The organism is Vibrio injensis (genome assembly GCF_001895205.1).
GTDB lineage: Bacteria > Pseudomonadota > Gammaproteobacteria > Enterobacterales > Vibrionaceae > Vibrio > Vibrio injensis.
Genome location: NZ_BDJF01000011.1, coordinates 178738 through 202167, shown reverse-complemented (window position 1 = coordinate 202167; position 23430 = coordinate 178738). Strand labels below are relative to the sequence as shown.

At 42.8% G+C, this 23430-nt stretch carries 22 protein-coding genes; 11 read left to right on the top strand and 11 right to left on the bottom strand.

The genetic code is table 11. The features are described from left to right. Nucleotides 1-296 precede the first annotated feature (296 nt). Both ihfA and BSR11_RS04230 read left to right on the top strand, forming a co-directional pair. Nucleotides 297-593 (top strand): integration host factor subunit alpha, encoded by a 297-nt coding sequence (ihfA, locus tag BSR11_RS04235; protein WP_072669229.1) that lies wholly within the window; start codon nucleotides 297-299, stop codon nucleotides 591-593. 327 nt (nucleotides 594-920) lie between these two features. Continuing rightward, a complete protein-coding gene (locus BSR11_RS04230) occupies nucleotides 921-3341 on the top strand; it encodes a M9 family metallopeptidase (RefSeq protein ID WP_083544849.1) in 2421 nt (806 codons plus the stop codon). A 129-nt stretch (nucleotides 3342-3470) separates the two neighbouring features. On the opposite strand, the gene BSR11_RS04225 is transcribed toward BSR11_RS04230, so the two are convergent. After that, a complete protein-coding gene (locus BSR11_RS04225; protein WP_072669228.1) occupies nucleotides 3471-4247 on the bottom strand; it encodes a RelA/SpoT domain-containing protein in 777 nt (258 codons plus the stop codon). A 325-nt stretch (nucleotides 4248-4572) separates the two neighbouring features. Here BSR11_RS04225 and BSR11_RS04220 point away from each other — a divergent pair, with 325 nt between their 5' ends. Both BSR11_RS04220 and BSR11_RS04215 read left to right on the top strand, forming a co-directional pair. Further along, nucleotides 4573-5220: a thiopurine S-methyltransferase gene (locus tag BSR11_RS04220; protein ID WP_072669227.1), complete on the top strand. Its 648-nt coding sequence runs from the start codon at nucleotides 4573-4575 to the stop codon at nucleotides 5218-5220. A 98-nt stretch (nucleotides 5221-5318) separates the two neighbouring features. After that, the gene (locus BSR11_RS04215) at nucleotides 5319-6623 is read left to right on the top strand and encodes a methyl-accepting chemotaxis protein (protein ID WP_072669226.1); all 1305 of its coding nucleotides are present in this window, start codon (nucleotides 5319-5321) and stop codon (nucleotides 6621-6623) included. 150 nt (nucleotides 6624-6773) lie between these two features. On the opposite strand, the gene purT is transcribed toward BSR11_RS04215, so the two are convergent. The 7 genes from purT to BSR11_RS04180 form a co-directional block, all read right to left on the bottom strand. Beyond that, nucleotides 6774-7949, bottom strand: a complete 1176-nt coding sequence (purT, locus tag BSR11_RS04210; protein ID WP_072669225.1) for a formate-dependent phosphoribosylglycinamide formyltransferase — start codon at nucleotides 7947-7949, stop codon at nucleotides 6774-6776. A 216-nt stretch (nucleotides 7950-8165) separates the two neighbouring features. Beyond that, nucleotides 8166-9053, bottom strand: a complete 888-nt coding sequence (gene cdd / locus BSR11_RS04205; protein WP_072669224.1) for a cytidine deaminase — start codon at nucleotides 9051-9053, stop codon at nucleotides 8166-8168. A gap of 163 nt (nucleotides 9054-9216) precedes the next feature. Further along, entirely contained in the window at nucleotides 9217-9894 is a 678-nt protein-coding gene (locus BSR11_RS04200; RefSeq protein ID WP_072669223.1) for a CidB/LrgB family autolysis modulator, read from the bottom strand. Beyond that, entirely contained in the window at nucleotides 9894-10280 is a 387-nt protein-coding gene (locus BSR11_RS04195; protein ID WP_072669222.1) for a CidA/LrgA family protein, read from the bottom strand. Before BSR11_RS04195 ends, BSR11_RS04200 begins: the two co-directional genes overlap by 1 nt. A 32-nt stretch (nucleotides 10281-10312) precedes the next feature. After that, the gene (gene sbcB, locus BSR11_RS04190; RefSeq protein ID WP_072669221.1) at nucleotides 10313-11755 is read right to left on the bottom strand and encodes an exodeoxyribonuclease I; all 1443 of its coding nucleotides are present in this window, start codon (nucleotides 11753-11755) and stop codon (nucleotides 10313-10315) included. A 275-nt stretch (nucleotides 11756-12030) separates the two neighbouring features. Then, on the bottom strand, nucleotides 12031-12417 hold the full coding sequence (locus BSR11_RS04185; protein WP_072669220.1) for a thiol-disulfide oxidoreductase DCC family protein: 387 nt from the start codon (nucleotides 12415-12417) through the stop codon (nucleotides 12031-12033). A 55-nt stretch (nucleotides 12418-12472) separates the two neighbouring features. Then, nucleotides 12473-13360, bottom strand: coding sequence for a LysR family transcriptional regulator (locus BSR11_RS04180; RefSeq protein ID WP_072669219.1), 888 nt, complete (start codon nucleotides 13358-13360; stop codon nucleotides 12473-12475). 108 nt (nucleotides 13361-13468) lie between these two features. On the opposite strand from BSR11_RS04180, the gene budA reads away from it, so the two are divergent. From budA to budC, 3 genes are read left to right on the top strand one after another with little or no spacing between them, the layout of a single operon-like run. Continuing rightward, a complete protein-coding gene (gene budA / locus BSR11_RS04175) occupies nucleotides 13469-14254 on the top strand; it encodes an acetolactate decarboxylase (RefSeq protein ID WP_072669218.1) in 786 nt (261 codons plus the stop codon). Between the two features lie 31 nt (nucleotides 14255-14285). Further along, complete coding sequence (gene alsS, locus BSR11_RS04170; protein ID WP_072669217.1) at nucleotides 14286-15992, top strand: acetolactate synthase AlsS; 1707 nt, start codon at nucleotides 14286-14288, stop codon at nucleotides 15990-15992. Continuing rightward, complete coding sequence (budC, locus tag BSR11_RS04165; RefSeq protein WP_072669216.1) at nucleotides 15989-16747, top strand: meso-2,3-butanediol dehydrogenase; 759 nt, start codon at nucleotides 15989-15991, stop codon at nucleotides 16745-16747. Before alsS ends, budC begins: the two co-directional genes overlap by 4 nt. A gap of 105 nt (nucleotides 16748-16852) precedes the next feature. Here budC and BSR11_RS04160 read toward each other — a convergent pair whose 3' ends face one another. After that, the gene (locus BSR11_RS04160; protein ID WP_072669215.1) at nucleotides 16853-17389 is read right to left on the bottom strand and encodes an RNA methyltransferase; all 537 of its coding nucleotides are present in this window, start codon (nucleotides 17387-17389) and stop codon (nucleotides 16853-16855) included. Between the two features lie 482 nt (nucleotides 17390-17871). Between BSR11_RS04160 and BSR11_RS04155 the strand changes: the two genes are divergently transcribed. Beyond that, nucleotides 17872-18684 carry a hypothetical protein gene (locus BSR11_RS04155; protein ID WP_072669214.1) on the top strand — a complete coding sequence of 271 codons (813 nt, stop codon included), beginning with the start codon at nucleotides 17872-17874 and terminating at the stop codon, nucleotides 18682-18684. Between the two features lie 189 nt (nucleotides 18685-18873). On the opposite strand, the gene BSR11_RS04150 is transcribed toward BSR11_RS04155, so the two are convergent. Further along, entirely contained in the window at nucleotides 18874-19764 is an 891-nt protein-coding gene (locus tag BSR11_RS04150) for a LysR family transcriptional regulator (protein ID WP_072669213.1), read from the bottom strand. 89 nt (nucleotides 19765-19853) lie between these two features. Here BSR11_RS04150 and BSR11_RS04145 point away from each other — a divergent pair, with 89 nt between their 5' ends. Both BSR11_RS04145 and BSR11_RS04140 read left to right on the top strand, forming a co-directional pair. After that, nucleotides 19854-20312 carry a PACE efflux transporter gene (locus BSR11_RS04145; protein WP_040904357.1) on the top strand — a complete coding sequence of 153 codons (459 nt, stop codon included), beginning with the start codon at nucleotides 19854-19856 and terminating at the stop codon, nucleotides 20310-20312. Between the two features lie 84 nt (nucleotides 20313-20396). Next, the gene (locus tag BSR11_RS04140) at nucleotides 20397-21131 is read left to right on the top strand and encodes an RNA methyltransferase (protein WP_072669212.1); all 735 of its coding nucleotides are present in this window, start codon (nucleotides 20397-20399) and stop codon (nucleotides 21129-21131) included. A 119-nt stretch (nucleotides 21132-21250) separates the two neighbouring features. Here the strand turns inward: BSR11_RS04140 and fdxA are convergent, their stop codons facing one another. Continuing rightward, nucleotides 21251-21574, bottom strand: coding sequence for a ferredoxin FdxA (fdxA, locus tag BSR11_RS04135; RefSeq protein ID WP_040904355.1), 324 nt, complete (start codon nucleotides 21572-21574; stop codon nucleotides 21251-21253). 225 nt (nucleotides 21575-21799) lie between these two features. On the opposite strand from fdxA, the gene BSR11_RS04130 reads away from it, so the two are divergent. Continuing rightward, nucleotides 21800-23404 carry an NAD(P)/FAD-dependent oxidoreductase gene (locus tag BSR11_RS04130; RefSeq protein ID WP_072669365.1) on the top strand — a complete coding sequence of 535 codons (1605 nt, stop codon included), beginning with the start codon at nucleotides 21800-21802 and terminating at the stop codon, nucleotides 23402-23404. Nucleotides 23405-23430: the final 26 nt, after the last annotated feature.

Below are 23430 nucleotides of genomic sequence, written 5' to 3'. Positions count from 1 at the left end.
ATAAAGATGACGTTTGTTTTTTTAGTCATACATTCTGATTTTAGTTATATATAATTACTTTTTTAGCTTTAAATTTTTTATTTAAAAAAATATTAGAGTTTAATCTTGTTGCTGTATGTAAAACGTACCATTCTAAAGGCTTCCCAGTCGATATCCTTCATAATAAAAAAGTTGGCGAAAATCATAAGCTTGGCATACACTTTTCAACAGAGCCGATATGTCTTTGATTGGCTGAACAAAAATGATTTTGATGCTGCTTAATACAGCAAAGTTTAACCTAGCTTTGAGGAAAGTTTATGGCGCTCACAAAAGCCGATTTGGCTGAAAACCTGTTCGAAAAACTAGGCTTTAGTAAACGGGATGCCAAGGACACGGTAGAAGTATTTTTTGAAGAAATTCGTAAAGCACTTGAGAATGGCGAACAAGTAAAACTCTCTGGTTTCGGTAATTTCGATCTGCGAGATAAAAGTGAGAGACCAGGTCGAAATCCTAAAACGGGGGAAGATATTCCTATTTCAGCTCGACGTGTCGTTACATTTCGTCCCGGACAAAAGTTAAAAGCCCGGGTCGAAAATATCCCAGTAGAAAAATAACAACACATCGTATCAGGCCATACTCTCCGTATGGCCTCGTTGTTTTTACTTAACCTGTTGATAGAAAAGCCTTTCTTAACTTTTGTTTTGGAAGCAGCCTCTTATTTTTAAATTAACCTAGTTTCATATCTCTGCCGCTATACGTATAACCACGCCTCTGTTCAATCAATAATAAAGTGCCTAAGTTTAAGTTTGCCTAAGCAACTGGATGCCAATAATGTGCCTGCCATCTTAATGGGCGATAGTCTTTCCCTATATGAATGGCGTATCTCATTAATTGTTATTCAAATTGTTAGGAAAGCTCACTGGCGCTTTGGAGTGAGTTATATGGTTACTTTTCCTCTACATCGTCAACGCCCATTAGTATTGGCCTGTTTGTTGGCTTTTTCTTCAGCGAGTTTGGCTGATCATCGCTGTTATTTTTCTGAATTAGTTCAAGCAGAGGATAGATTAGTTAGTATAATCGATGCCGATCACGCATGTTACAGTTCATGGTATAGCGCTGGAGTAGATAGCCTCAACGATTTATACAGTGAGCCGAGTATCGCGAGGGTTCAGGATGAACTCATGGATAAAGTCCATGAGTATCAAGGTCTGGCGGAGCAAGCGAAGGTCATTAAAAATTTAAGCGAATTTATTCGTGCGGCTTATTATGTACGCTTTTATGCCCAAGGCGAACATCAGCCGTTTTCTCAAGCACTAAGCGAGCGTATTGCACAAGCGATCAATCAGTTCCTACGCTCTCCTCATGTGATTAATCAAGGTCGTGAACAAGTCGATGCTTTTAAAAACATGAGCCTGATGGCAGATAGCATTAAACAATTGCCATTGACGATGGACAGTATGATGGCGCTATTGGCCCATTTTACCCCTGACACGGCCCAAAATACTCAATGGGTTGATGGACTGAATAATTTATTTAGAGCTATGGCTGGTCATATTGGACGAGATGAGTTTTATCAATACTTAGCTCTTAATCCACAGCATATCGATAATCTAGAACGATTTGCGCAAAATAACCAATGGGCATTAACCACGGATGCGAAATTTTTAGTATTTAATGCCGTTCGAGAAACAGGACGGTTATTAGCTTCTCCTCAGTTAGCCACTCGCCAACAAGCGAAACAAGTGATGCTAGATACGTTACAACGTTACCCGTTGGGTAGTGAACATGAAACGTTATGGTTAGCTGCGGTAGAAATGCTCCAGCATTTTGCTCCAGATGCGATTGCTGACATAAATATAGAAGCTCAAAAAGACAATCTGGCAGCGCGTATATTACCTAATTGGCACCAATGTGATGGCCCAGCGATTGTTCGTTCGCAAGATTTGACCATACAACAAGAGCGTGAAGTCTGTTCGGTTCTCAACGCGAAAGAGCAAGATTTCCATCAGGTTGTCAACAGCGGTGGTCTACCGGTAGCCGACGATTTGAATGACAAAGTAGAAGTTGTGGTGTTTGCGAATAACCAAAGTTACGTCGATTATTCCGCATTTTTGTTTAATAACACGACGGATAATGGTGGTCAGTATCTAGAGGGCAATCCAGCCGATCCGAACAATCGGGCACGATTTATCGCTTACCGTTATGCTAACGGTGAAGATGCGCTATCGATTCTTAACCTTGAGCATGAGTATGTGCATTATTTGGATGGACGATTCAATTTATACGGTGGTTTTGGTGAGAATCTTGCTCATGGATATATGGTTTGGTGGTTAGAAGGTTTTGCGGAATACATGCATTACAAACAAGGTTACGATGCTGCTATTCGCACGATTCAACAGGGAAAAATGAGTCTTTCTGATGTTATGGCGACCACCTATTCTCATGATACTAATCGTATTTATCGTTGGGGGTATCTCGCGGTGCGCTATATGCTTGAAGAACATCCTCAAGAAGTGGAGCGCTTGTTGACGTTGGCAAGACAAGGTCAATATGCACAGTGGGCTGAAATCGTTAAGCAGTTGGGTGCTCAGCACGATGAAGCTTTTTCGCGTTGGTTAGATACGTTAAAGCTTGAAGAACCAGAAACGGTGGATCCCACACCTGAGCCACCACAAGAGGCGCAACCGATAGAATTAGTGGTTAATCAACCAATAACATTACACGGTAGCTATCTTTCCGAGCAACGCTTTTATATCGATGTTCCTGAACGCAGTTTGAGTTTTCAGGTGTCGATAACAGGGCAAGGCGACGCCGATTTATACATGAGTTATAACCAAGTTGCTCATTATTATGACTATCAATTCAGTGACTTTATTAGTGGCAGTAGTAATGAAACCATTAACTTAGAACCACAAGCTGATGGTTATGTACAAGCTGGTCGCTATTACATTAGTGTTACTGGAAGAGCAGCGTTTTCTGATGTAATACTTTCAGCAAAAATTCAAACCGAGCAGGTCAGCTTGCCCCCCAAAGAGCAGGATGACTTACGTCCAATTCGACTAGAAGAAAACCAGAGTCAAACTTTGCTGGTTAATCAGCGTCGTTATGCCGCCATTTATGTTCCAGAGGGAGTGAGTACGGTTCAGGTGTGGATGACGCCAACACAATCCACAAACAGTAATGTTGATCTTTTTGCCAGCTTTGGCCAATGGGCAAGTCGAGCCTCTCATCAATGGGCTTCTACGAGCGTAGATAGTTATGAATATCTATCGATACCAGTAGAAAAAGCAGGTCATGTCTATTTCACTTTGGATGCGCAAGCACGAGGTGAGAATGTTGAGTTAGTGGTTTATTTTGATTAATCATAATAAGAATTATTGAACTCAGTTTAGTTTGCTCAAAAACTAACGCGTTGATAGACAAAACATCAACAAAAGAACGCAGAGCCAGCGAGACTCTGCGTTCTTTATTATTGGGGTAATAAATTTAAATTAAGCTGCTTGGATATTTGTCGTAATGTAAGGTTGCCAAGCTTGTTGATATAGGTTGAGAGATTGATGGCGAATTTGATGAATTTTGGCTAATTCCCAATCGTTAAGAGGTCTTTGCTCCCGGCTGGCTTGACGTTCAATACGTTGTATTTGTTCATACAAACGATGCTCAGGGCCGCTTTTTACCTCAGCAATGGCTTTTAAGTGCAATTGAACCTCGGCAATGATTTTACTTTTCGGTAGTTCGACTAAGACATTCAGGTCACGATAACCAGAGGCCGCTGGTGTTTTAAAGCGATTTTTTACTTTTACGATCGTTGCTTCGCGTCCTAACACTTCATAAGCTTCCACCAAACTTGGTACATCGTCAGCAATGATGGTTGCGCGTGCTAAATCGGTAATTCGTTCTGGTTGGCCATTGAGTTCTAATGCAATTTTTTCGAGCGCTCTTGAACGAGATTTGGTTCCAGAAAATAACGCTTTAGCAGATGTCAACATTGCGGCGCTAGTGCATAACGTTTCGAGCTCTAGTTGAGCATCACTTGCTTTTTGATAGAGTTCATCAAAGTTGCTATACGGTTGGATAACCGAGTGATGTGTGGTTTGAATACCGTATAAACCACTTAAACTATGCTTAAAACGTTGGGCATTGATTTCATTTTGATATTCTCCTTGAGGCGTTTGAGACGATACATTGACCGGAATGGTTGCGGCGAAGGCAGGGGCTCGGCTTAACATGAATAGCATGAGGGCCGTTGTTCTTAGCAATAGACTCATTCATTCTCCTTAGCTTGCGTTGTTTAGGTCAAAAGAAGGACTTAAAAGAACGCTAATCCAACAACAAACAGAAGCCACTAAGGTTTAAGTTGGGGTGACTGAAACGAATTCAACCTAAACGATCTTCTCTATTTCAATAATATGGCTTTGGTCACAGTGTTGAGACACTTGATTAGATCCACAGTTCCACATTCGAATGTAAAGAAATGTATATCCTTCACATTTGATGTTGAGCCTTATTGATGACAACAGCATAATGCAGCCTTTTGCGTACTTAGCGTATCAGTAAGCTAGTCGTCTTTTAATAATACAATGGTAGAGAAAAATGAGAGATCCAGAATTTTGGCATAACAAATGGGCGGCAAATCAGCTTGGTTTTCATCTTGATGACGTTAATCCATTACTCATGGAATATTGGTCAGCGACGTTACCACAACGCAGTGATAACGTTTTTGTTCCTTTGTGTGGAAAAAGTGAAGACTTAGTCTGGCTAGCTGCTAGGCATGATAATGTACAAGGTGTCGAACTGAGTCCGATAGCGGTAAGGGCATTTTTTGCTGAGCATTTTTATACGCCATTAGTGACTCAACTTTCTGCACAGCATGAGAGTTATCAATTTGATGAACTGACTCTTTATACTGGGGATATTTTCACCGCGCCATTGGTTCCGGTTGATATTATTTATGATCGCGCGGCCTTAATTGCCCTCCCAGAAGAGATGCGAGTACATTATGCTGAGCGCTTAAAAAGCTTATTGAATCCCGGAGGTAGACTATTACTGATCAGTTTAGATTACCCTCAAGAAGAGCGTAGTGGCCCACCATTTAGCGTCAATGAACAAGAAATTCGTCAGTTATTTAATGGCTTTGATATCCAGCGTTTAGCTCGGGAGGAAGTGAATGCACAGCATCCGGAAAGCGTTAAAAAAGGAGTCAGTTATTTTGCTGAAGAGGTTTGGTTGATAAAAAGATAAAGAACCTGAGGTTTTGGATAGAATGATATAAACTGTAATCAAGGATTTGCTAATCAAGCCCTTTTAAAGCCCCAGCCGTAGATAATAAGGATCGTTTTATGTTTTTTAATCAGCAGTCCAAACAATTAAAACAAGTTACTCAAGAGCGTGACCAGTTAATCGCCGCGGGCGATATTCTTGCGGCAATCGGTAATCATACCGCCTACATCGAGTTTACTCCCCAAGGTGAAGTGTTATCTGCAAATAAGCTTTTCTTGCAAGTGACAGGGTATGGTTTAGATGAGGTTAAAGGGCATCATCATCGAATGTTCTGTGCTAAAAAAGTGAGTGATTCTCCGGCTTATGCAACTTTTTGGCAGCAGCTTGCTCAAGGCCAGTCTCAATCGGGAACGTTCAGTCGTTTAACCAAAGGCGGACAAGAAATTTGGATCGAAGCGACCTATATACCGATTAAAAATCAGCAAGGTAAAGTCTATAAGGTGATTAAAATTGCCAGTGATGTGACTAAAGCGAAACAAAAATTAGATTCACAGGCGGCCGTTTTTAATGCGGTAGATAAATCGATGGCAGTGATCTCTTTTACGCCGGATGGGACAATTGTTGAAGCCAATAAAAATTTTTTAGCGGCGCTTGGTTATCAATTGAATGAAATTGTTGGCAAACACCACCGTATTTTTTGCGATGATGCGTTTCATCAAGAACATCCTAAATTCTGGATCGAATTAGCGAAAGGTAAGTTTCAAGCGGGATTATTTAAACGTTTGACTAAGTATGGTGAAGAAATTTGGATCGAAGCGACCTACAACCCTATTTTTGATGATCAAGGTAAGGTGGTTCGAGTCACTAAATTTGCTAGTGATATAACCGATAGAATACAAAGGTCAAAACGGATAGAAGAGGCGACTCTGATTGCCGAGCAGCGTTCTCAAGAAACCGTTTCTTTAACTCACGATGGCTCCAAAATGGTGGCAGATGCAGCCGCTAGTGCACAAGATATTGAAGCTACGGTCAATAAAGCTAATGAGTTAATGGGGCAACTAGCCGGACAATCTAAACAGATTGTGCAAATCGTTACCACCATTTCTAGTATCGCTGATCAGACTAACCTATTGGCATTGAATGCGGCGATTGAAGCAGCAAGAGCTGGCGAGTATGGCCGTGGATTTGCAGTCGTTGCCGATGAGGTTCGATCACTTGCAGCCAATACCTCTAAAGCGACCGATGAAATTAGCACTATTGTCAAAAGAAATACCGAATTAACGACAACCTCAGAAGCGAGTCTAGATAGCGTACGTGCCAAGGTGACGGAATGTAATAATCAGTTAAATATTACTAAAACATTAATTGAAGAAATACGTAAGGGTGCTGTGTACGTAGCGGAGACGATAGAAAAAATCAAGTAGAGTGGTGTTGCTCTTTTTGTTTAACGTGTATGTCTTTCCAGCTTGAAGCGCTTGACGCTTTAGCGATATTGGCTCGATTTTTATCTCTAATTACATAATTATTTATAATCATTGGGGGACCGTCTGGCCCCCTGCAGCTTCAAGGATGGTTCAGTACTCAATCTTTATCGCTTTAGAACATTCTATCGCTCTATCCGTTGCTTCCGTTGTCGTCTTACCACGCGTTAAAGCAACACCTAAACGACGACGCCCATCAATATCCGGTTTCGCAAATAAACGAACCTGAGCGGTTGGAATGCTTAGAGCGTCATCCAATCCTGAAAATTGGATGTTGTTTGAAAAACCTTGACCAAGAATCGCGGCTGAAGCAGAAGGCCCATATTGAGTTATCGTTCCGACAGGTAAACCGATAAATGCGCGAACATGCAGTGCAAATTCTGATAAATCCTGGGAAATCATCGTCACCATGCCAGTATCATGTGGGCGAGGGGAGACCTCATTGAAAATGACTTGGTCGCCTTTGACGAACAGTTCAACACCAAATAATCCATAGCCACCAAGCGCATTAACAATTTCCTCTGCTACATATTCAGCGGCTTTTAAGGCATTTTCGGACATCGCTTGTGGCTGCCAAGACTCACGATAATCACCGTCTTCTTGTCGGTGACCGATAGGAGCGCAAAAATGGACACCATCGATAGCGCGAACCGTTAATAAGGTGATTTCATAATCAAAATCAACAAAACCTTCGACGATGACTCGGCCTGCTCCTGAACGTCCACCTTGTTGAGCATAGTGCCAGGCTTGTTCAATATCCTCAGGGCTTCTTAAAACACTCTGACCTTTACCGGAAGAGCTCATGATCGGTTTACAGACACAAGGTAAGCCGATTTGCTCGACAGCGAGCACGAATTGCTCATAACTATCCGCAAATTGATAATTGGAGGTTGGTAGTGACAGCTGTTCAGCAGCGAGGCGGCGAATGCCCTCTCGATTCATCGTCAATTGAGCGGCTTTGGCGGTTGGGATAACCGTGAAACCTTGTGTTTCTAATTCGACCAGTTTATCCGTGGCGATAGCTTCGACTTCGGGCACGATATAGTGTGGTTGTTCTTGCTCGATGATTTGTTGTAGTGCTTGTGGATCAAGCATATCGAAAACATGATAACGATGAGCGACTTGCATCGCAGGGGCGTTCGCATAGCGATCACACGCAATCACTTCTAAACCAAGGCGTTGACATTCAATGGCGACTTCCTTACCAAGCTCGCCTGAACCAAGTAATAGCACCCGTGTTGCACTATTGAGAGTAGCCGTTCCCAACATAAAAAATCCTTATTCATACTCAATACCTAAGTGGCATTGACTTCTTCTTGAGAGATAAAAACAGCGGCAATGATACTGGAATCGTGTGAAAAAGAAAACGTTTGCTATTTGGGTTGGATGAAATCAAGTCGGGGCATGAGTGCGATAAATAAAATCGGGTTGTTATTGATTACTCATCAATATACTAACGCGACGAGTAATCAATATTGACTAAGATTAGAGTGCTAAATAAGACAAAGGGAGGTCTGGATTAATCACTTCGAGGGTCGCTTGAGTATCAGCTAAATGGCTGATTTGACCTTGTGCCATCTCGACTAACGCAGCGCCCGCTAAGTCGGTGAATTCTTCCCCTGCCATACGCAATTGGATTAACGCGACTTGTAACGGTGGTAAGCTTGGATTAAAAGCGGCATTCTCGGCATAAGCGCCGCTGTATTCAGCACCAGAAGCACTGCGCAAAGCTACGCCACTGAGATTATTGGTATAAGGTGCATGACTACGGTTGAGTGCGCAGATGGCGGTTTGAATTAACGCATCTTGATCATCACTACGGTAACCATGATCAATCGGGGTCATTAATGCAGATTGAATTCCCAAATCACTTGGACCAAAAGATTCAGGTAAATAATATTGTAAGGACTTTTCTTCACGTTGTGGCAGTTGAATGGTTAAAGAGGGAGCGGTGTTCAATTCATTCATAAACTGTCGGCAGTGACCACAAGGACTATAGTTGACCGTCATACTGGCTATGCCTTGTTCACCCTTCATCCACGCGTGACTAATCGCGGCTTGCTCAGCATGGATGGTTTGTCCTAGCTGCGCTCCGGAAAACTCCATATTAGCGCCAAAATAGAGCCGACCACTCACTCCTCGAGCAATCGCTCCGACATGAAAGTTGGAAATTGGCACGTATGCATAAGCCGCAGCGAGTGGCAGTAAAGCGACTCTGAGATCGGCGTCGTTTAATCCTGATAAAGTCAATAATTGATGGAATTGTTCAGCAGAAAGTGTCGCATCAAAGCGCTCGGCCGTGACGATAGGCGTTAGAAACTCGCTAAGCATGGCTGGCATTTGTGATAACGCTTGTTCGATTCGGCTATACATAATTCATCCTTAATTGGTCAATTGAACTCCATTTTAGATAATTACCATAGCTATTCCGTGATTAAAGTCTCAATTTTTTGTGTAAATTGATTTCATTTTTCATAATTAGAGTGAGGTCACACATAATACCCATCGAATCTCCCAAAATCTCAACAAGACCCGTTTAATAAAAAAGCCATAGACTAAAAGCAAACAGGCTAGGGGCTAAAATAGAGGTGATCACACCACAGAGTACCAGTGCTAACGAGCTAAATGCCGCATCTCGTGGATCTTTTTCAGCACAGGTTGCAGTACCCAGAGCGTGAGCAACAGTCCCTGTGGTTAAGCCTCTAGCTATTGGGTGGGTAATATTCAGCAGGTTATAAATGGGGTAGGCCATAATAGCGCCAAACAACCCGACGAGTAGAACAAGAATAGCGGCGATGGCAGGCTCTCCGCCCAAATTACTACTGACTTCCATTGCAATAGGTGTAGTGACGGATTTGCCCATCAAGGCGGCGACTAAGGTAATGTCTGCGTGCATTGATAAGGCAATAATGCTGGCCGTGAGCATAGACATGATGCTGCCAACGCCACAAGCTAAGAGAATAATTCGCCAATTTGCGCGAATTTGCGGTAATTGCTCATAAAGGGGATAAGCGAGCGCCACAACGGCAGGCTGGAGTAAATCACTGATCCAGTGATTATCCGCGTAATATTCTTGGTAAGGCACTTCTAACCAGATCAGTAACGGAATTAAGATGGCGATGCAGATCAACAATGGATTAACTAAAGGTGAGCGGTATTTTTGAGCTACCCAACGAGCGAAAAAAAACACCATCAGTGTTATGAGTAACCACATTATTTTTTGCCTCTTTTTAAAAAGCGATCAAGCACGTAACCTACTGAAATCAAGACAAGGGTTGTTCCGCCAATCGCGCTGGCGATAATCGGCCAAAGGTTAGTTGCTAACATGTCAAAATGGACCATTAAGCCAACGCTGATTGGTACGAACAGCAAAATCATATAACGGATAAAAAGATGAGCGCTAGGTCGTACCCAATCGACGGGAACAATACCACTGGCCAGTAAAGCAAATAAAATTAGCAGGCCAAAAATACTACCTGGGATAGCAATCCCGAGCCAATGTTGTAGGCTAACGCCAGCCCATAGACATAAAAAAATAAGCCCCATTGAGACTAGATACTGCGCAGTCGTTTTCAATAATTTGGCGAGCTTAGGTATCATGGTGTGAATAAACCCTTTTTGTAATAAGCCATTTAAGAAGTAAGCGCTTCAACATAGCGATACACCGCTTTTAGTAAGGCGATCTTTTTAGCATCGTGTTGATGTTGCTCGACCAAATTTTCTAAATTGAGCATATAACTTGGTAACTGAGTAGCAAAATAATCTTGGCAATGACTTGCCCAACGGCGTTGTTCCATTTCATTGAGTGTCCAAGGATAATGGCGCGCTCGATAACGGAACAGTAAAGGTGCAATGCGTTGATCACTGAATTGAATATCTAAATCAGCCAGTGACTCTGGCGCGGCAGAGCGAATAATGTCCATTGCCGCGCGATCGGCGGGAGAAAAGAAGCCATCATACAATTGGCAATCGACATCATTGCTCGGTGCAAAGTCTCGCTCACTACTGAAGACATTCACCAGTTTTTCACGAAGTGTCGGCTGCTGGCGGATTTGAGCCAGGTTGGCCAAGCATTGCTCGCGATCAATACCAATGGTGGCTGCATTTTCAGCCGTGAGGGTTTTCGCAGGAGCTAAAATGGGGCATTTATTTAAGTGAATCAGCTTAACCGGTACTGGCAATTCATCTTCTGCTAAATCATCATGTTTAGTATACAGGCGCTGTAAGAGTTGCTCGCTGGTTAACTCAAATAGCGGCTCGGGGTTTTTGGCTAAATCGACCACGATTACGGCGTTTTGGTTGGTGGGATGCCACGCAATGGGCACGACCCAACTGGTATAACTGCGTTCACGCCCAAGCATGCCTGAAACATGCATCAATGGGGTCATATTAACAATATCAACCAGTTCAATTAGCTTACGTTTGTGACGCATGGATAAGAAGTAATCGAACAACTTAGGTTGAGCGGCTTTAACTTTTTTCGCAAGTTCAATGGTGGCAATCACATCAGCCATTGCATCGTGAGCGTTACTGTGTTCTATACCATTCGCCTCTGAGAGATGCTCAAGTTTAAAGCTGGTAAAGCCTTCTTGGTTTTCAGGCCACTCAATGCCTTCTGGACGTAATGCATGGCAAGCGCGCATCACATCAAGTAAATCCCAACGTGAGTTACCTTTTTGCCAGCTCCAAGCATAAGGATCAATAAAGTTGCGGTAGCAGGTATAGCGGGTCACTTCATCATCAAATCGAATGCTGTTATAGCCCAAACTGATGGTATTCGGTGTGGCGAGTTCAGCATGAATGCGGGCAATAAATTCTGGCTCGGGCAGCCCCTCTACCTGCGCTTTTTGTGGCGTAATACCGGTTATTAAGGCGGCTTCTGGTGAGGGTAAATAATCACTCGGTGGTTGGCAGTAAATCACCAAAGGCTCACCGATAATATTAAAATCCATATCGGTACGCACACCAGCAAACTGGCTAGGACGATCTTTGGCTGGGCTTGTTCCCCAAGTTTCATAATCTAGGAAGAAGAATGTTGGTTGTGGATCAGCGCTGGAGTGAGTGGAGTTTTTCAAAGTAAGCCTTATCTTTCCGTCGAGTGATTAAAAGAGAGAGCCAGGCTCTCATTCATGACGTCGGTTTGGACATAACAATACAATCATAACCAGTCACAGAGAGCACGATCAGTGAACGAGATCGGCGGAGTATTAATATTCGGTAACTAGAAAATGATTGAGCAGTCTTGATAGGCTAAGTATCTGATCATATCCACTGACAATGCAAGAGCAATGGCGCTTTGCACTATCAATAGGCTTGCAATTGATGCCAATCTAAGCGCTTAAAAAAGCCGTTAGCGGGAACATTGGTTATTGCTGCACTTCGCTGTGCCAGTTAACCAAAATGAAAAACGATAACGATGTTTGGCAAAGTACAGGTAAGCTTTATCGGCCAAAGGTTTAATTAATCGCCAACGCAGTGGCGCATAGATCCAGCCTTTACCGACCAATTGCCAAGCGCGATGTACGGCGTCTAAGCCAAGGATTAACTGTTGAGACTCATCGAGCGCATGCAAAATAGTGCCCGCTTGCTTGATATCAATTTGCGGGTAAGCGCTAATCTCTTCACTATAAATATCAACCATCTTAAGTGCCTGGTTTTTATCTAACCGCCTCAGTGCATCCATTTCTTTAACGCACAATGGGCAAGTGGCATCATAAAATAAAGTTAATTGAGTCATGGTTGGGTCCGGTTAAAATTATCATGCTGATTATACGTCTTTGTGACGGTGTCGATCACCGTCTAGGGCTGCGCATACATTGGATGCTGGTATTAATTAATGGGTGATGATGACGACTATCCCATACCAATGCGACCTGACTGACAAAAGGCATGTCATTGATCTGTTGTACAACAACCGATCGATCGAGATGCTCAGTTAACGATAGCGGTACAATGGCAATGCCAAAACCGGCTTGCGCCATGGTAATAGCAGTGCGAAGTTGTGGCGCGGCGTAAGGCCGAGCAATATGCACCCCTGCATTATGTAAAGCCGCCTCAATACGATCGTACAAGGCTGGGCCAGTCTCACGAGGAAACATTAAGACATTTTCATTATGTAACTGGGCCAAATTGAGGGTTGGATGAGTGGCTAAACGATAGCTAATGGGGGTAACGGCCACGAAAGGATCATCAAATAAGATTTGTTGGTTAAGTGACTCACTGGCATAACAAGGCAGGCGCATAAAAGCAAATTCTAAACGCCGCTGTTTGAGCAATGTGACCAGCTCGGGCATTGGATGCTCAACAGCTACTAAATTGAGCGTTGGATATTGCTCATGCAAACGGCGGATATTGTCTAAAACTTCACGGCTACTCGCTGTTGAGGAAGCAAATCCGATGCGTAATTCCTGTTTTTCACCGCGCGCAATTTGCTCCAACTTTCGCTGACAGCACTCAACCTCTTGTAAAATGTGTTGCGCATCATGATAAAACTCTTCCCCAGCGGCAGTAAGTTCAACTCCGCGAGATAAACGTTTAAATAAGGCAACGCCTAACTCATCTTCTAATTTTTTGATTTGTTGACTTAATGGTGGTTGGGCGATACCTAACTGCTCAGCAGCGCGCGTAAAATGCTTAGCGTTAGCAACGGCAACGAAATACTTCATGTAGCGAAATTCCATCATTCATCCATATTTTTTTTATATCAAAATAAATCTTTTTTATATTGGATTTGTTGTGCTTCTCAAGTCAATCTAAATATACACTTTAGTTCATATTAGGTTTGAGTTATGCAACGTTTTATCTCTTCGGTCTGTTCTTGTCCTCAGCAAATTGCAGAGCAGTTTGCTCATTATCAGCAAGGCTCGGGAGAAGGGGAGATTTATCAAACTTCGCTGATGAGCGCCTTAATTGCTGGTGTTTATGAAGGTTCAACAACCATTGCTGAACTGCTTAAACACGGTGATTTTGGTTTGGGGACTTTTAATCAATTGGATGGCGAGTTGATTGCTTTTGATAGTCAGGTTTTCCAACTGCACGCCAATGGTTCCGCACATCCTGCTCAACTGGATCAAAAAACGCCTTTTGCGGTGTTTACTTTCTTTAAACCAGACATTGAACTGCCCATTAATGACACATTAACCCGTCAGGAAGTGCATCAGCTTATCGATCGTTTGGTACCTAGTGACAATGTTTTTTGTGCGATTCGCCTTGAAGGGGACTTTCCATTAGTCCAAACCCGTACTGTTCCTAAACAGCAGCGTCCTTATCGACCGATGCTCGAAGCGATCAAACAGCAGCCTACGTTTCATTTTGAACACCAATCGGGCGTGATGGCGGGGTTTCGTAGTCCGCGATATACCACGGGAATTAATGTTCCTGGCTATCATGAGCATTTTATTGATCAAGCGAGAACAGGGGGAGGCCATGTTCAGGACTACCTCGTTTCATCGGGGTTTTTACAAATCGGTCGTGTCTCGCGTCTAGTGATTGATACCCCGATATCAAGTGATTTTCTTGATGCCGATCTTATGCCCAAAAATCTTCATTCCGCTATCGAAGCGGCTGAAAAATAACCCAACACATCGTCAGTCAAAAGGAAATGTTATGTCATCTCATCACGCTTTGCGCAGTGGCGCGCAGTTAATTGCACAGCAGCTAGAGACCTTAGGCATTCGGTACGTATTTGGTATACCTGGTGCCAAAATTGATCGATTATTCGACGCGCTTGAAGATACGAATATCCAGATGATCCCAGTCAGACATGAAGCCAATGGTGCGTTTATGGCCGGTATCATGGGACGTTTAACCGGTAAAGCGGGCGTAACGTTAGCGACTTCTGGTCCGGGATGTGGGAACTTAGTGACTGGCGTTGCCACGGCTAATGCAGAAGGGGATCCGATGCTAGCTATTGGTGGTGCAGTAAAACGAACTTACCAACAAAAACAGACTCACCAGAGTATGGATACCGTGAGTATTTTTCGCTCGGTAACCAAATACAGCGCAGAGATCCAACATGTTGATGCGGCTAGTGAAGTTATGGCCAATGCATTTCGAATTGCTGAATCTGGGCGTCAAGGGGCATGTTTTATCAGTGTTCCACAAGATGTATTAAGTGATCAAACGGATGCGGATTTAGTTATCCCATCGAGTTATCGCCCAAGCGGTTATGCCGATTTAGCGGCTGTTGAAGAGGCAGCCAACCGGATCGGTAAAGCGCAGCGTTGCGTGGTATTGCTTGGTTTACATGCCAGTGATCAAGCTAACGCATCGATGATCAGTCAATTTTTACAAAAAACACAATTACCTGTGGTTGGTACTTATCAAGCGGCAGGTGCCGTAGATATTAACTATTATCACCATTTTGCTGGCCGAGTCGGATTATTCAATAATCAACCGGGGGATGTGTTACTGCAAGATGCGGATTTAATCATCACCATCGGTTTTAATCCTATCGAATACGACCCAGAGCTCTGGAATGCACGTCGTTGTCCGATCATTCATATTGATATGGAACCTGCACAGTATCAACAACATTACCAACCCTGTATTGAGGTTGTTGGTCATATCGGTGGAGCCTTACAGGCTCTTTGCGCACAGATAACGGAGTTTGCCCGCTTATCACCAACAGCACTATCGATTCTAGAAGAAGTAACGCAGCAAAGACATATCATCAAAAGCTATCCGATTAAGCAGAAAGCCGCAGGTTTTCACCCTTTAAGCTTGATTAAAACCATGCAGGCGATCATCACGCCCGATACAACCTTGTGCCTTGATATGGGTAGCTTTCATATTTGGATTGCGCGCTATTTAAGCTGCTTTCGAGCTCGGCAGATGTTGGTTTCAAATGGTCAGCAAACCATGGGAGTGGCGCTACCTTGGGCGATTGCTGCGAGCTTATTAAAACCGGGGCATAAGGTCGTCTCGGTTTCTGGTGATGGTGGCTTTATGCAATCGAGCATGGAGTTAGAAACTGCGGTGCGCTTAAAATGCAACATTGTCCATATTATCTGGGTTGATCATGCTTACAACATGGTAGAAATGCAGGAGCAACAAAAATATCAACGCAGCTCAGGGGTAAAATTTGGCCCTATTGATTTTCAAGCTTATGCACAATCGTTTGGTGCGCATGGATTTGCCGTGACTCAAGCCAATCAATTAATGCCTATCCTTCGCCAAGCCATGGCAGTAGAAGGGCCAGCAGTTGTCGCGATTCCAGTGGACTATTCAGATAACTACAAATTAATGCAGGCTCGTAGTGAGCAGCATCAAGATCCTGTTTTTCAAATCAATAATGAAGGAGTTTTACTATGAAAGGGTTAATCAATAAAGTTGCGATCATCACTGGTGCCGCTAATGGTATTGGTTTAGCGATTGCACAGCGTTTGTATGATGAAGGTGCTCAGTTGATGCTAGCTGACTGGGATCAAGAGCAATTGCTGAATGCTTTAGAGCATTTTGATAAGGCTCGTGTTGCCGCGCAAAAAGTGGATGTCTCCGATGCCCAGCAAGTAGCGGCCTTGGTACAAACTTGCGTAGAGCACTTTGGTCAACTGGATATTTTAGTCAACAATGCGGGGATTCATATTCCCGGAACGGTACTGGAATGCAGTGTAGAAGACTGGCAGAAAATTTCGGCAGTCAATATTGATGGGGTGGTTTACTGCGCCAAATTTGCCTTACCAGAATTACTAAAAACCCGCGGTTGTATTGTGAATACCGCGTCAGTTTCTGGTCTAGGTGGTGATTGGGGCGCTGCATTCTATTGTGCGACGAAAGGCGCAGTCGTCAATTTAACGCGTGCGATGGCACTAGATCATGGTTTAGACGGTGTTCGTGTTAATGCAGTATGCCCAAGCTTAGTGAAAACCAATATGACCAATGGTTGGCCTGATTCAGTGCGAGATAAATTTAATGAACGTATCCCACTAGGGCGAGCCGCTGAACCTAAAGAGATTGCAGCGGTAGTGGCATTTTTAGCCAGTGATGATGCTTCATTTATCAATGGTGTGAATTTGCCTGTTGATGGCGGCGCGACGGCTTCAGATGGGCAACCGAAAATCGTCTAATGCGTGATTTTTCATTATGACTATATCAAAGCCAGTATGAAATCGTACTGGCTTTTCAGTTTGAATCAAAACACAGTAATGTTATGAGAGATAAAGAGTTTTCGGCTAAGCATTCTCTTTATTCAGTCTGTTGCGCTGAAACTTCAAGCGGTTTTTGACATCGCGGTTAGCAATAATTTGCTGTTGATGGTCGATATCAGGGTTAGCTTTAGCCAGGCGATCGTAAAGTAAGACATTAACGCTGGCGGCTAAATTCATACAGCCTACGGTCGGGACATACACTACCTCATCAGCTTGATTAATGATGCTTTGAGGGATAGATCCATCTTCGGGGCCGAAGACATACAGCGCCTGTGGCGGATGAACAAATTCAGGCAGTGGCGTTGCCCCTTCCGCCAGTTCAACACAAACAATCTTGGTAGCGGATGGCAAATCGTCGGTGATCTCAGTGACTGCCATCAAGGGGATGCTACTTTGGCGGTTTTTAGTGTCGGTTTGTAGTTTCGCGGCTCTGTCGTAACGAGTCCCCGTATAACGAATCGCATCCGCTTGATAGCATCCAGCAGCACGTAATACACCACCGACATTGGTTGGGCTTTTGGGGTTACATAAACCAATGATCACCGATATTTGCTTACTCACAAAGTGCTCCTCTTAAAATTTGGGCGAGAAGTATAGCGCTAAATTTATAGAGAGTAAGAAAAATATTTTATGAAATTAGCATCATTTATCTATCTTAGTGAGTAAAAATAAATACTTATTTGTTATGGGTAGGTAATAGTAGTGAAATTGTAATGATAGTGTTATCTCGTGAAATAAAACGTTTTAATGAGCAAATTCCAAGTGACGTAGAACATTTTTTAATATTAGGAATATTAAAACTCCAATCTATATACAAGATCACTAAATGGAGAGGTGGTTACATAGACATTACATATTAAACTGAGCTTTAACTGGCATTAAAACCAAAATATTTAATTAAAATAAATGTGTTCATTGAATTATCACAAATCTGATATAAAACTAGTTTAGTATGATTTGGTAGGGACGCTGTTAGCCGTATTAGTTCTCTAACAAATGGACTAAGTAGTGCTGGTATTAATCAATATAAAGGAAATATGAAAATGAGTAATTTATTAGTAAAAACTAATGAATGGGTTAAACATATCACTAGTACAGATAAAATTATTTTACCTCAGTCGATATTTGAAAGGCCATCCTTACTAAGGATGGAAGGTGTTCAAATAGAGAACCCTGCACGTGCAGAAGCTGTCGGTGACTATAGACAGCAAGCAAATAATGCATCAACCCCAGGTACTGCACCTCAAAGTATTTTTGATGGTATGCAGACAGCTGTTAATATGTGTCGAACCAAAGCGGAATATAACCCATTAGACCCAGATGGTAAGGGCGATAAAACCCATTTTATTCAGTTTACTCAATATATTAGCTCGATGCCTTTTGTAACTTTAGATTGGGCGACAACGACACAAATAAAACAGCAGAGCAAAAATGCGGATGTGTTGATTAACTCATTTGTGGATGGATTTTGGGGTATAGAAAAAGGTGATAAAAATCAAATAGTAAAATCTGTTCAAGGGTTGGTTTCAGCAGCGTTATCCTATGCTAACCAAACGGAAAAAATGTCTAATTTTGCTCAAAACTTATTACAAGTAGATTCAGCAGGTAATGTTCAGTTTAGTCTTTATAGTAGTACTTTCCAAATATCCGCAACAGAGAAAAAAGGCATTATTACTTTCCATTCAGAGTATGAATTATCACAAGCGATGTATTCACTCTCCCCAACAAGTTGGGCTTCGGTTAGAGAGGCTTTCTCAAGACAATATAAAGTGACTGTTGATGACTGGATTAATGATATGACAACGCCAGTTAAACAAGGAAGTACAGTAAAAGCTCTCTGTTTAGAAGAAAGATAATACCAAATTAATCTCATGAACTAAGCTTACTGTATAAGTAAGCTTAGTTTTTACATGGTATAATTATACTTTTTAAGTTTCTATCGGTGATTTTTATTAGATACAAATTGGTATTTTATTCCAATGGTTTTTATTATGTTTATTATTGACAGTTTTTTAATTAATAGTGGATGATTTTATTAACTATATTTAATCTTTATCAATAATATCATTTAATAGTGCTAATAAGGCTTTGCGTGCTTGCTGGTGCAAAGGATCGGTATTCCATTTTTGGTGTTGAATCAGGTCAATATTAACCTCCCATGCGAAATTAGTGAATGTACCATTAATTCGAGTCAGTGCGTCAGGGACGCTTTGTGCGAGATGGTTAGGTAAAAAGGACCAGCCAAAGCCATTCACCGCCAATTCTAGAACAGTGTAATAGTTATCGGTGTACCAAATGTCTGGACTAAATGCTTGATTTAAACTACTAAATTGACTGTTTTTAGAGCGCACGGTGAGCTGTCGATATTGTCTTAACTCATCAATGTGTGTGATCGGTATGTTAGCCAGTGGATGATGTTTAGCCACAAAGACATCAAAGGCGATATGACCTAAACTGAAAAAATCTAAGCAAGTGGGTAAATCTGGTTCACTTAAAATCAGTCCAGTTGTCGCGCGCCCTGATTCGACTAACTCAATAATATCACGGCTCGAGGCCATTAAGCACTCGACCTGAAGATGAGGAAAGGTTTGTTCTAATTGACGTAAAGCAATCGGCAGTTTAGCCAGCGGAATCCCTTCATCCATCGCTAAAATTAATTGGTTGGCATCAGGAGTATAGAGTTGTGATGCTTTACTACTCATGCGAGCAAGCTGAATCAATGTCGCTTGTGCATAAGGCATTAACTCTTCCCCTTTAGCGGTTAGTTTTGGATAGCGTCCACTACGATCAAAGAGATCGACCCCGCAATCTAATTCCATATTGATGATGTGCTGACTGATCACTGATTGTGCTTTGCCAAGTTCTCTTGCTGCTGAGGAAAACGAGCCTGTTTCTACGGTTTTCACAAAAGCACGCAGTTGATCGATGTTGAACATATCGTTTTTACCGATGGTATCTAACTTTTAAGTATCCTTATTGTAGATAAAATGATGACTCTTGAATAGTTGAATTGAGGTAATTCATCATGGGTCGGAATGAGCGTATTTTTCACGCTGTGGTTTTCGAAATCATTGCACTATTAATGATGGTGCCCCTTGCTTCGTGGTTTTCTGGTAAAGGAACAGGTGATATGGCGTTAGTGAGTATCGTCCTGAGTGTTACCGCGACAGTATGGAACTATATTTATAACGTGTATTTTGATAAGTGGTTTGGTAGCGATCGTATTCAACGTGGTTTAATGATGCGGATTGGTCATACACTGGGTTTTGAAGGCGGATTATTACTGATCACCATTCCTTTTGTTGGCTGGTTTTTACAAATGTCGTTATTAGAAACCTTAGCTTTAGAAGCGGTCTTTATTACGTTTTTCCTCTTTTATACCTTAGGATTTAACTGGTTATACGATAAATATCAGCCTTATCGTGCACTAGGTAAATGGTTAAAAATAGGAAAGAGAGTAGAAACAAAGAGAATTTCTTCGTAACGATTGTTGCCACAACGCCCTAGCGCTCTTTAGCTCTAGGGCGCTTTACTTTATAATCGGCGCGCTTTCATCTGGGATAAAATCATGATTTCAAAAAACCAACTCAAATTACTGCGCGCGTTAGGACAAAAAAAACAGCGTAAAGCACACGGCTTATTTTTGGTTCAGGGTGAAAAAAACGTCCTTGAATTAACCCATAGCGCATTCAACGTTCAGCATGTTTTTGCCACAGCAGAGTTTCTAAACTCACACGCTGAGAACGTAGCGAGTTACACTTGCACTGAAGCATCATTGGATGAGTTGACCAAAGCCAGTACGTTGGTTAGTAATAATGCCGCGATAGCAGTGGTCGAGATTCCGAAGATTGAAGTCCCCAAAGCACAAGGTTTAATGATTGCTTTAGATGGTGTTTCTGACCCTGGTAATTTAGGTACGATTATTCGAGTCGCAGATTGGTATGGGATTAAACATATTGTTGCCAGTGTCGATTGCGCTGATCCTTACAATCCGAAAACCATCAGTGCAACTATGGGCAGTTTTGGTCGCGTTCAGGTGAGTTTGGTGGATTTACCTCATTACTTGGCACAAGCCAATTTGCCCATTTATGGTGCGTTTTTAGAGGGGGAAAGTGTCCATACAACTTCCTTTAGTGCCCAAGGTATTTTGTTGATGGGCAGTGAATCTCATGGTGTCCGCGAACTGGCTGCGCAATGGGTAACCGATAAAATTACTATCCCGGCGTTTGGTGGAGCAGAGTCATTGAACGTGGCGATGGCGACAGGAATTATCTTGGATAATATGCGTCGTCAACATAGTTAATCACTATTTTCGTGTACCCTATTGCTATTTGATATGGCTACTCCACATTGTTTGGGTATAAAGCAAAACACCAGCGCTCAGCTGGTGTTGTTGTGCGAGACCAAAATCAGGTAACCGGGCTATTTCTCTAGCATTGAGAGCTTATTTGGCACACCATTCCATTTACCTGCTTCATCCATGGCCGGCTTGACTTCGGTTTGTGTTGGCCAGATTTCTGCCAGCTCGGCATTAAGCTCAATAAATAGCTTTTGGTCGTCGGGCAACTCATCTTCTTGAAAAATCGCTTGTGCATCACACTCCGGCACACAGAGGCCACAGTCAATGCACTCAATCGGATTAATGACCATAAAGTTGGGGCCTTCGTGAAAGGCATCGGCCGGACATACCGCCACACAATCTGTGTATTTACATTGTATACAATTATCGGTGACCACAAACGCCATAACAGGTTGCTCTTTAATCAGTCAAAAACGAAGAAGGGGCATAATACGGATCCGAAGGCAAAATTCAACATTCTCTGCACGGAATGTTACGGTCAATGTGCTCAAATCTTTGCTGAATCGGGATTTAGTATGACATAGAAAGCAAATTCTCGTAAAATGCGCGCCATTGTGAGCCGGGCCTTAATGGCTTTAGCTAAGACACCAACCGATACGAGACATCACTTCATGATACGTTTAACTGAAATCAGACTCCCTTTGACACACGAAGAAGGCGAACTACGCGAGGCGATTGCCAAAAAACTGCGTATTCCAGCACAGCAAGTGCTCTCTTTTACTTTGTTCAAACGTGGCTATGATGCTCGTAAAAAAACGAATATCCAGTTGATTTATACCTTAGATGTGGAAGTTGCCAATGAATCTGAGTTGCTGGCAACGTTTAGTGATGATCCTCATGTTCGAATCACACCAGATATGGAATATAAATTTGTTGCTCAAGCACCCGCTGATTTGACTGAGCGTCCAGTGGTGATTGGCTTTGGTCCTTGTGGCTTATTTGCTGGCTTAGTGTTAGCACAAATGGGTTTTAAGCCGATCATTGTTGAACGTGGAAAAGAAGTGCGTGAGCGGACTAAAGATACGTTCGGTTTTTGGCGCAAACGGACATTAAACCCTGAATCGAATGTTCAGTTTGGTGAAGGCGGAGCAGGGACCTTCTCTGATGGTAAGCTATACAGTCAAGTCAAAGATCCTAACTTTTATGGTCGCAAAGTGATCACCGAGTTTGTTGCTGCTGGTGCACCAGAAGAGATCATGTACGTCAGTAAGCCACACATTGGTACCTTTAAATTGGTGACCATGATCGAAAAAATGCGCGCGACGATTCTTGAACTGGGCGGTGAAATTCGTTTTAGCACCCGAGTGGATGATATTCATCAACAAGATGGCAGAATCACTGGTGTGACGTTGTCCAATGGTGAAGTCCTGCATTCTCGTCATGTAGTACTTGCCGTTGGTCATAGTGCACGTGATACGTTTGAAATGCTTTATCAACGCGGTGTTTATATGGAAGCTAAACCATTTTCGGTTGGCTTTCGGATTGAACATAAACAATCGATGATCGATGAAGCGCGTTTTGGCCCAAGTGCGGGCCACCCGATTTTGGGCGCTGCCGATTATAAACTGGTTCATCATTGCAAAAACGGTCGTACGGTATACAGCTTCTGTATGTGTCCGGGTGGAACTGTGGTCGCCGCCACATCAGAAGAAGGGCGCGTGGTCACGAATGGCATGAGTCAATATTCTCGTGCTGAGCGCAATGCGAATAGTGCGATCGTTGTTGGTATTGATCCTGAACGTGACTATCCTGGTGACCCATTAGCAGGGATTCGTTTTCAGCGTGAACTGGAATCGGGCGCTTACCATTTAGGAGGGGCCAATTACGATGCACCAGCACAAACGATAGGTGATTTTCTGGCTGGGCGTGAGCCAAATGCTCTCGGCGATGTTGAACCTTCTTTTACTCCCGGTGTTAAACTGACCGATTTATCGAAAGCTTTACCTGCGTTTGCTATTGAAGCGATTCGTGAAGCTATTCCTGCCTTTGATCGCCAAATCAAAGGTTTTGCTTCGGATGATGGACTATTAACTGGCGTAGAAACTCGGACTTCATCGCCTATCTGTATCAAACGTGGTAAGGATTTCCAAAGCATTAACTTACAAGGGTTCTATCCTGCGGGTGAAGGCGCTGGTTACGCTGGTGGTATTTTATCTGCTGGGATTGATGGGATTAAAGTCGCTGAAGCGGTTGCGCGCGATATGTTAAAAGCGTAACGAATAGCGAGATATAACCTCAGTAC

Excerpts from the sequence above, each read along its gene's own strand:
- BSR11_RS04140 (WP_072669212.1), top strand. The coding sequence starts at position 20,397 with ATGATTTCAAAAAACCAACTCAAATTACTGCGCGCGTTAGGACAAAAA.
- alsS (WP_072669217.1), top strand. The coding sequence starts at position 14,286 with ATGTCATCTCATCACGCTTTGCGCAGTGGCGCGCAGTTAATTGCACAG.
- BSR11_RS04150 (WP_072669213.1), bottom strand. The coding sequence starts at position 19,764 with ATGTTCAACATCGATCAACTGCGTGCTTTTGTGAAAACCGTAGAAACA.
- BSR11_RS04225 (WP_072669228.1), bottom strand. The coding sequence starts at position 4,247 with ATGAGTCTATTGCTAAGAACAACGGCCCTCATGCTATTCATGTTAAGC.
- fdxA (WP_040904355.1), bottom strand. The coding sequence starts at position 21,574 with ATGGCGTTTGTGGTCACCGATAATTGTATACAATGTAAATACACAGAT.
- BSR11_RS04215 (WP_072669226.1), top strand. The coding sequence starts at position 5,319 with ATGTTTTTTAATCAGCAGTCCAAACAATTAAAACAAGTTACTCAAGAG.
- BSR11_RS04180 (WP_072669219.1), bottom strand. The coding sequence starts at position 13,360 with ATGGAATTTCGCTACATGAAGTATTTCGTTGCCGTTGCTAACGCTAAG.
- BSR11_RS04185 (WP_072669220.1), bottom strand. The coding sequence starts at position 12,417 with ATGACTCAATTAACTTTATTTTATGATGCCACTTGCCCATTGTGCGTT.
- BSR11_RS04230 (WP_083544849.1), top strand. The coding sequence starts at position 921 with ATGGTTACTTTTCCTCTACATCGTCAACGCCCATTAGTATTGGCCTGT.
- BSR11_RS04145 (WP_040904357.1), top strand. The coding sequence starts at position 19,854 with ATGGGTCGGAATGAGCGTATTTTTCACGCTGTGGTTTTCGAAATCATT.
- BSR11_RS04200 (WP_072669223.1), bottom strand. The coding sequence starts at position 9,894 with ATGTGGTTACTCATAACACTGATGGTGTTTTTTTTCGCTCGTTGGGTA.
- BSR11_RS04220 (WP_072669227.1), top strand. The coding sequence starts at position 4,573 with ATGAGAGATCCAGAATTTTGGCATAACAAATGGGCGGCAAATCAGCTT.
- BSR11_RS04195 (WP_072669222.1), bottom strand. The coding sequence starts at position 10,280 with ATGATACCTAAGCTCGCCAAATTATTGAAAACGACTGCGCAGTATCTA.
- budA (WP_072669218.1), top strand. The coding sequence starts at position 13,469 with ATGCAACGTTTTATCTCTTCGGTCTGTTCTTGTCCTCAGCAAATTGCA.
- purT (WP_072669225.1), bottom strand. The coding sequence starts at position 7,949 with ATGTTGGGAACGGCTACTCTCAATAGTGCAACACGGGTGCTATTACTT.
- ihfA (WP_072669229.1), top strand. The coding sequence starts at position 297 with ATGGCGCTCACAAAAGCCGATTTGGCTGAAAACCTGTTCGAAAAACTA.
- BSR11_RS04155 (WP_072669214.1), top strand. The coding sequence starts at position 17,872 with ATGAGTAATTTATTAGTAAAAACTAATGAATGGGTTAAACATATCACT.
- budC (WP_072669216.1), top strand. The coding sequence starts at position 15,989 with ATGAAAGGGTTAATCAATAAAGTTGCGATCATCACTGGTGCCGCTAAT.
- cdd (WP_072669224.1), bottom strand. The coding sequence starts at position 9,053 with ATGTATAGCCGAATCGAACAAGCGTTATCACAAATGCCAGCCATGCTT.
- BSR11_RS04130 (WP_072669365.1), top strand. The coding sequence starts at position 21,800 with ATGATACGTTTAACTGAAATCAGACTCCCTTTGACACACGAAGAAGGC.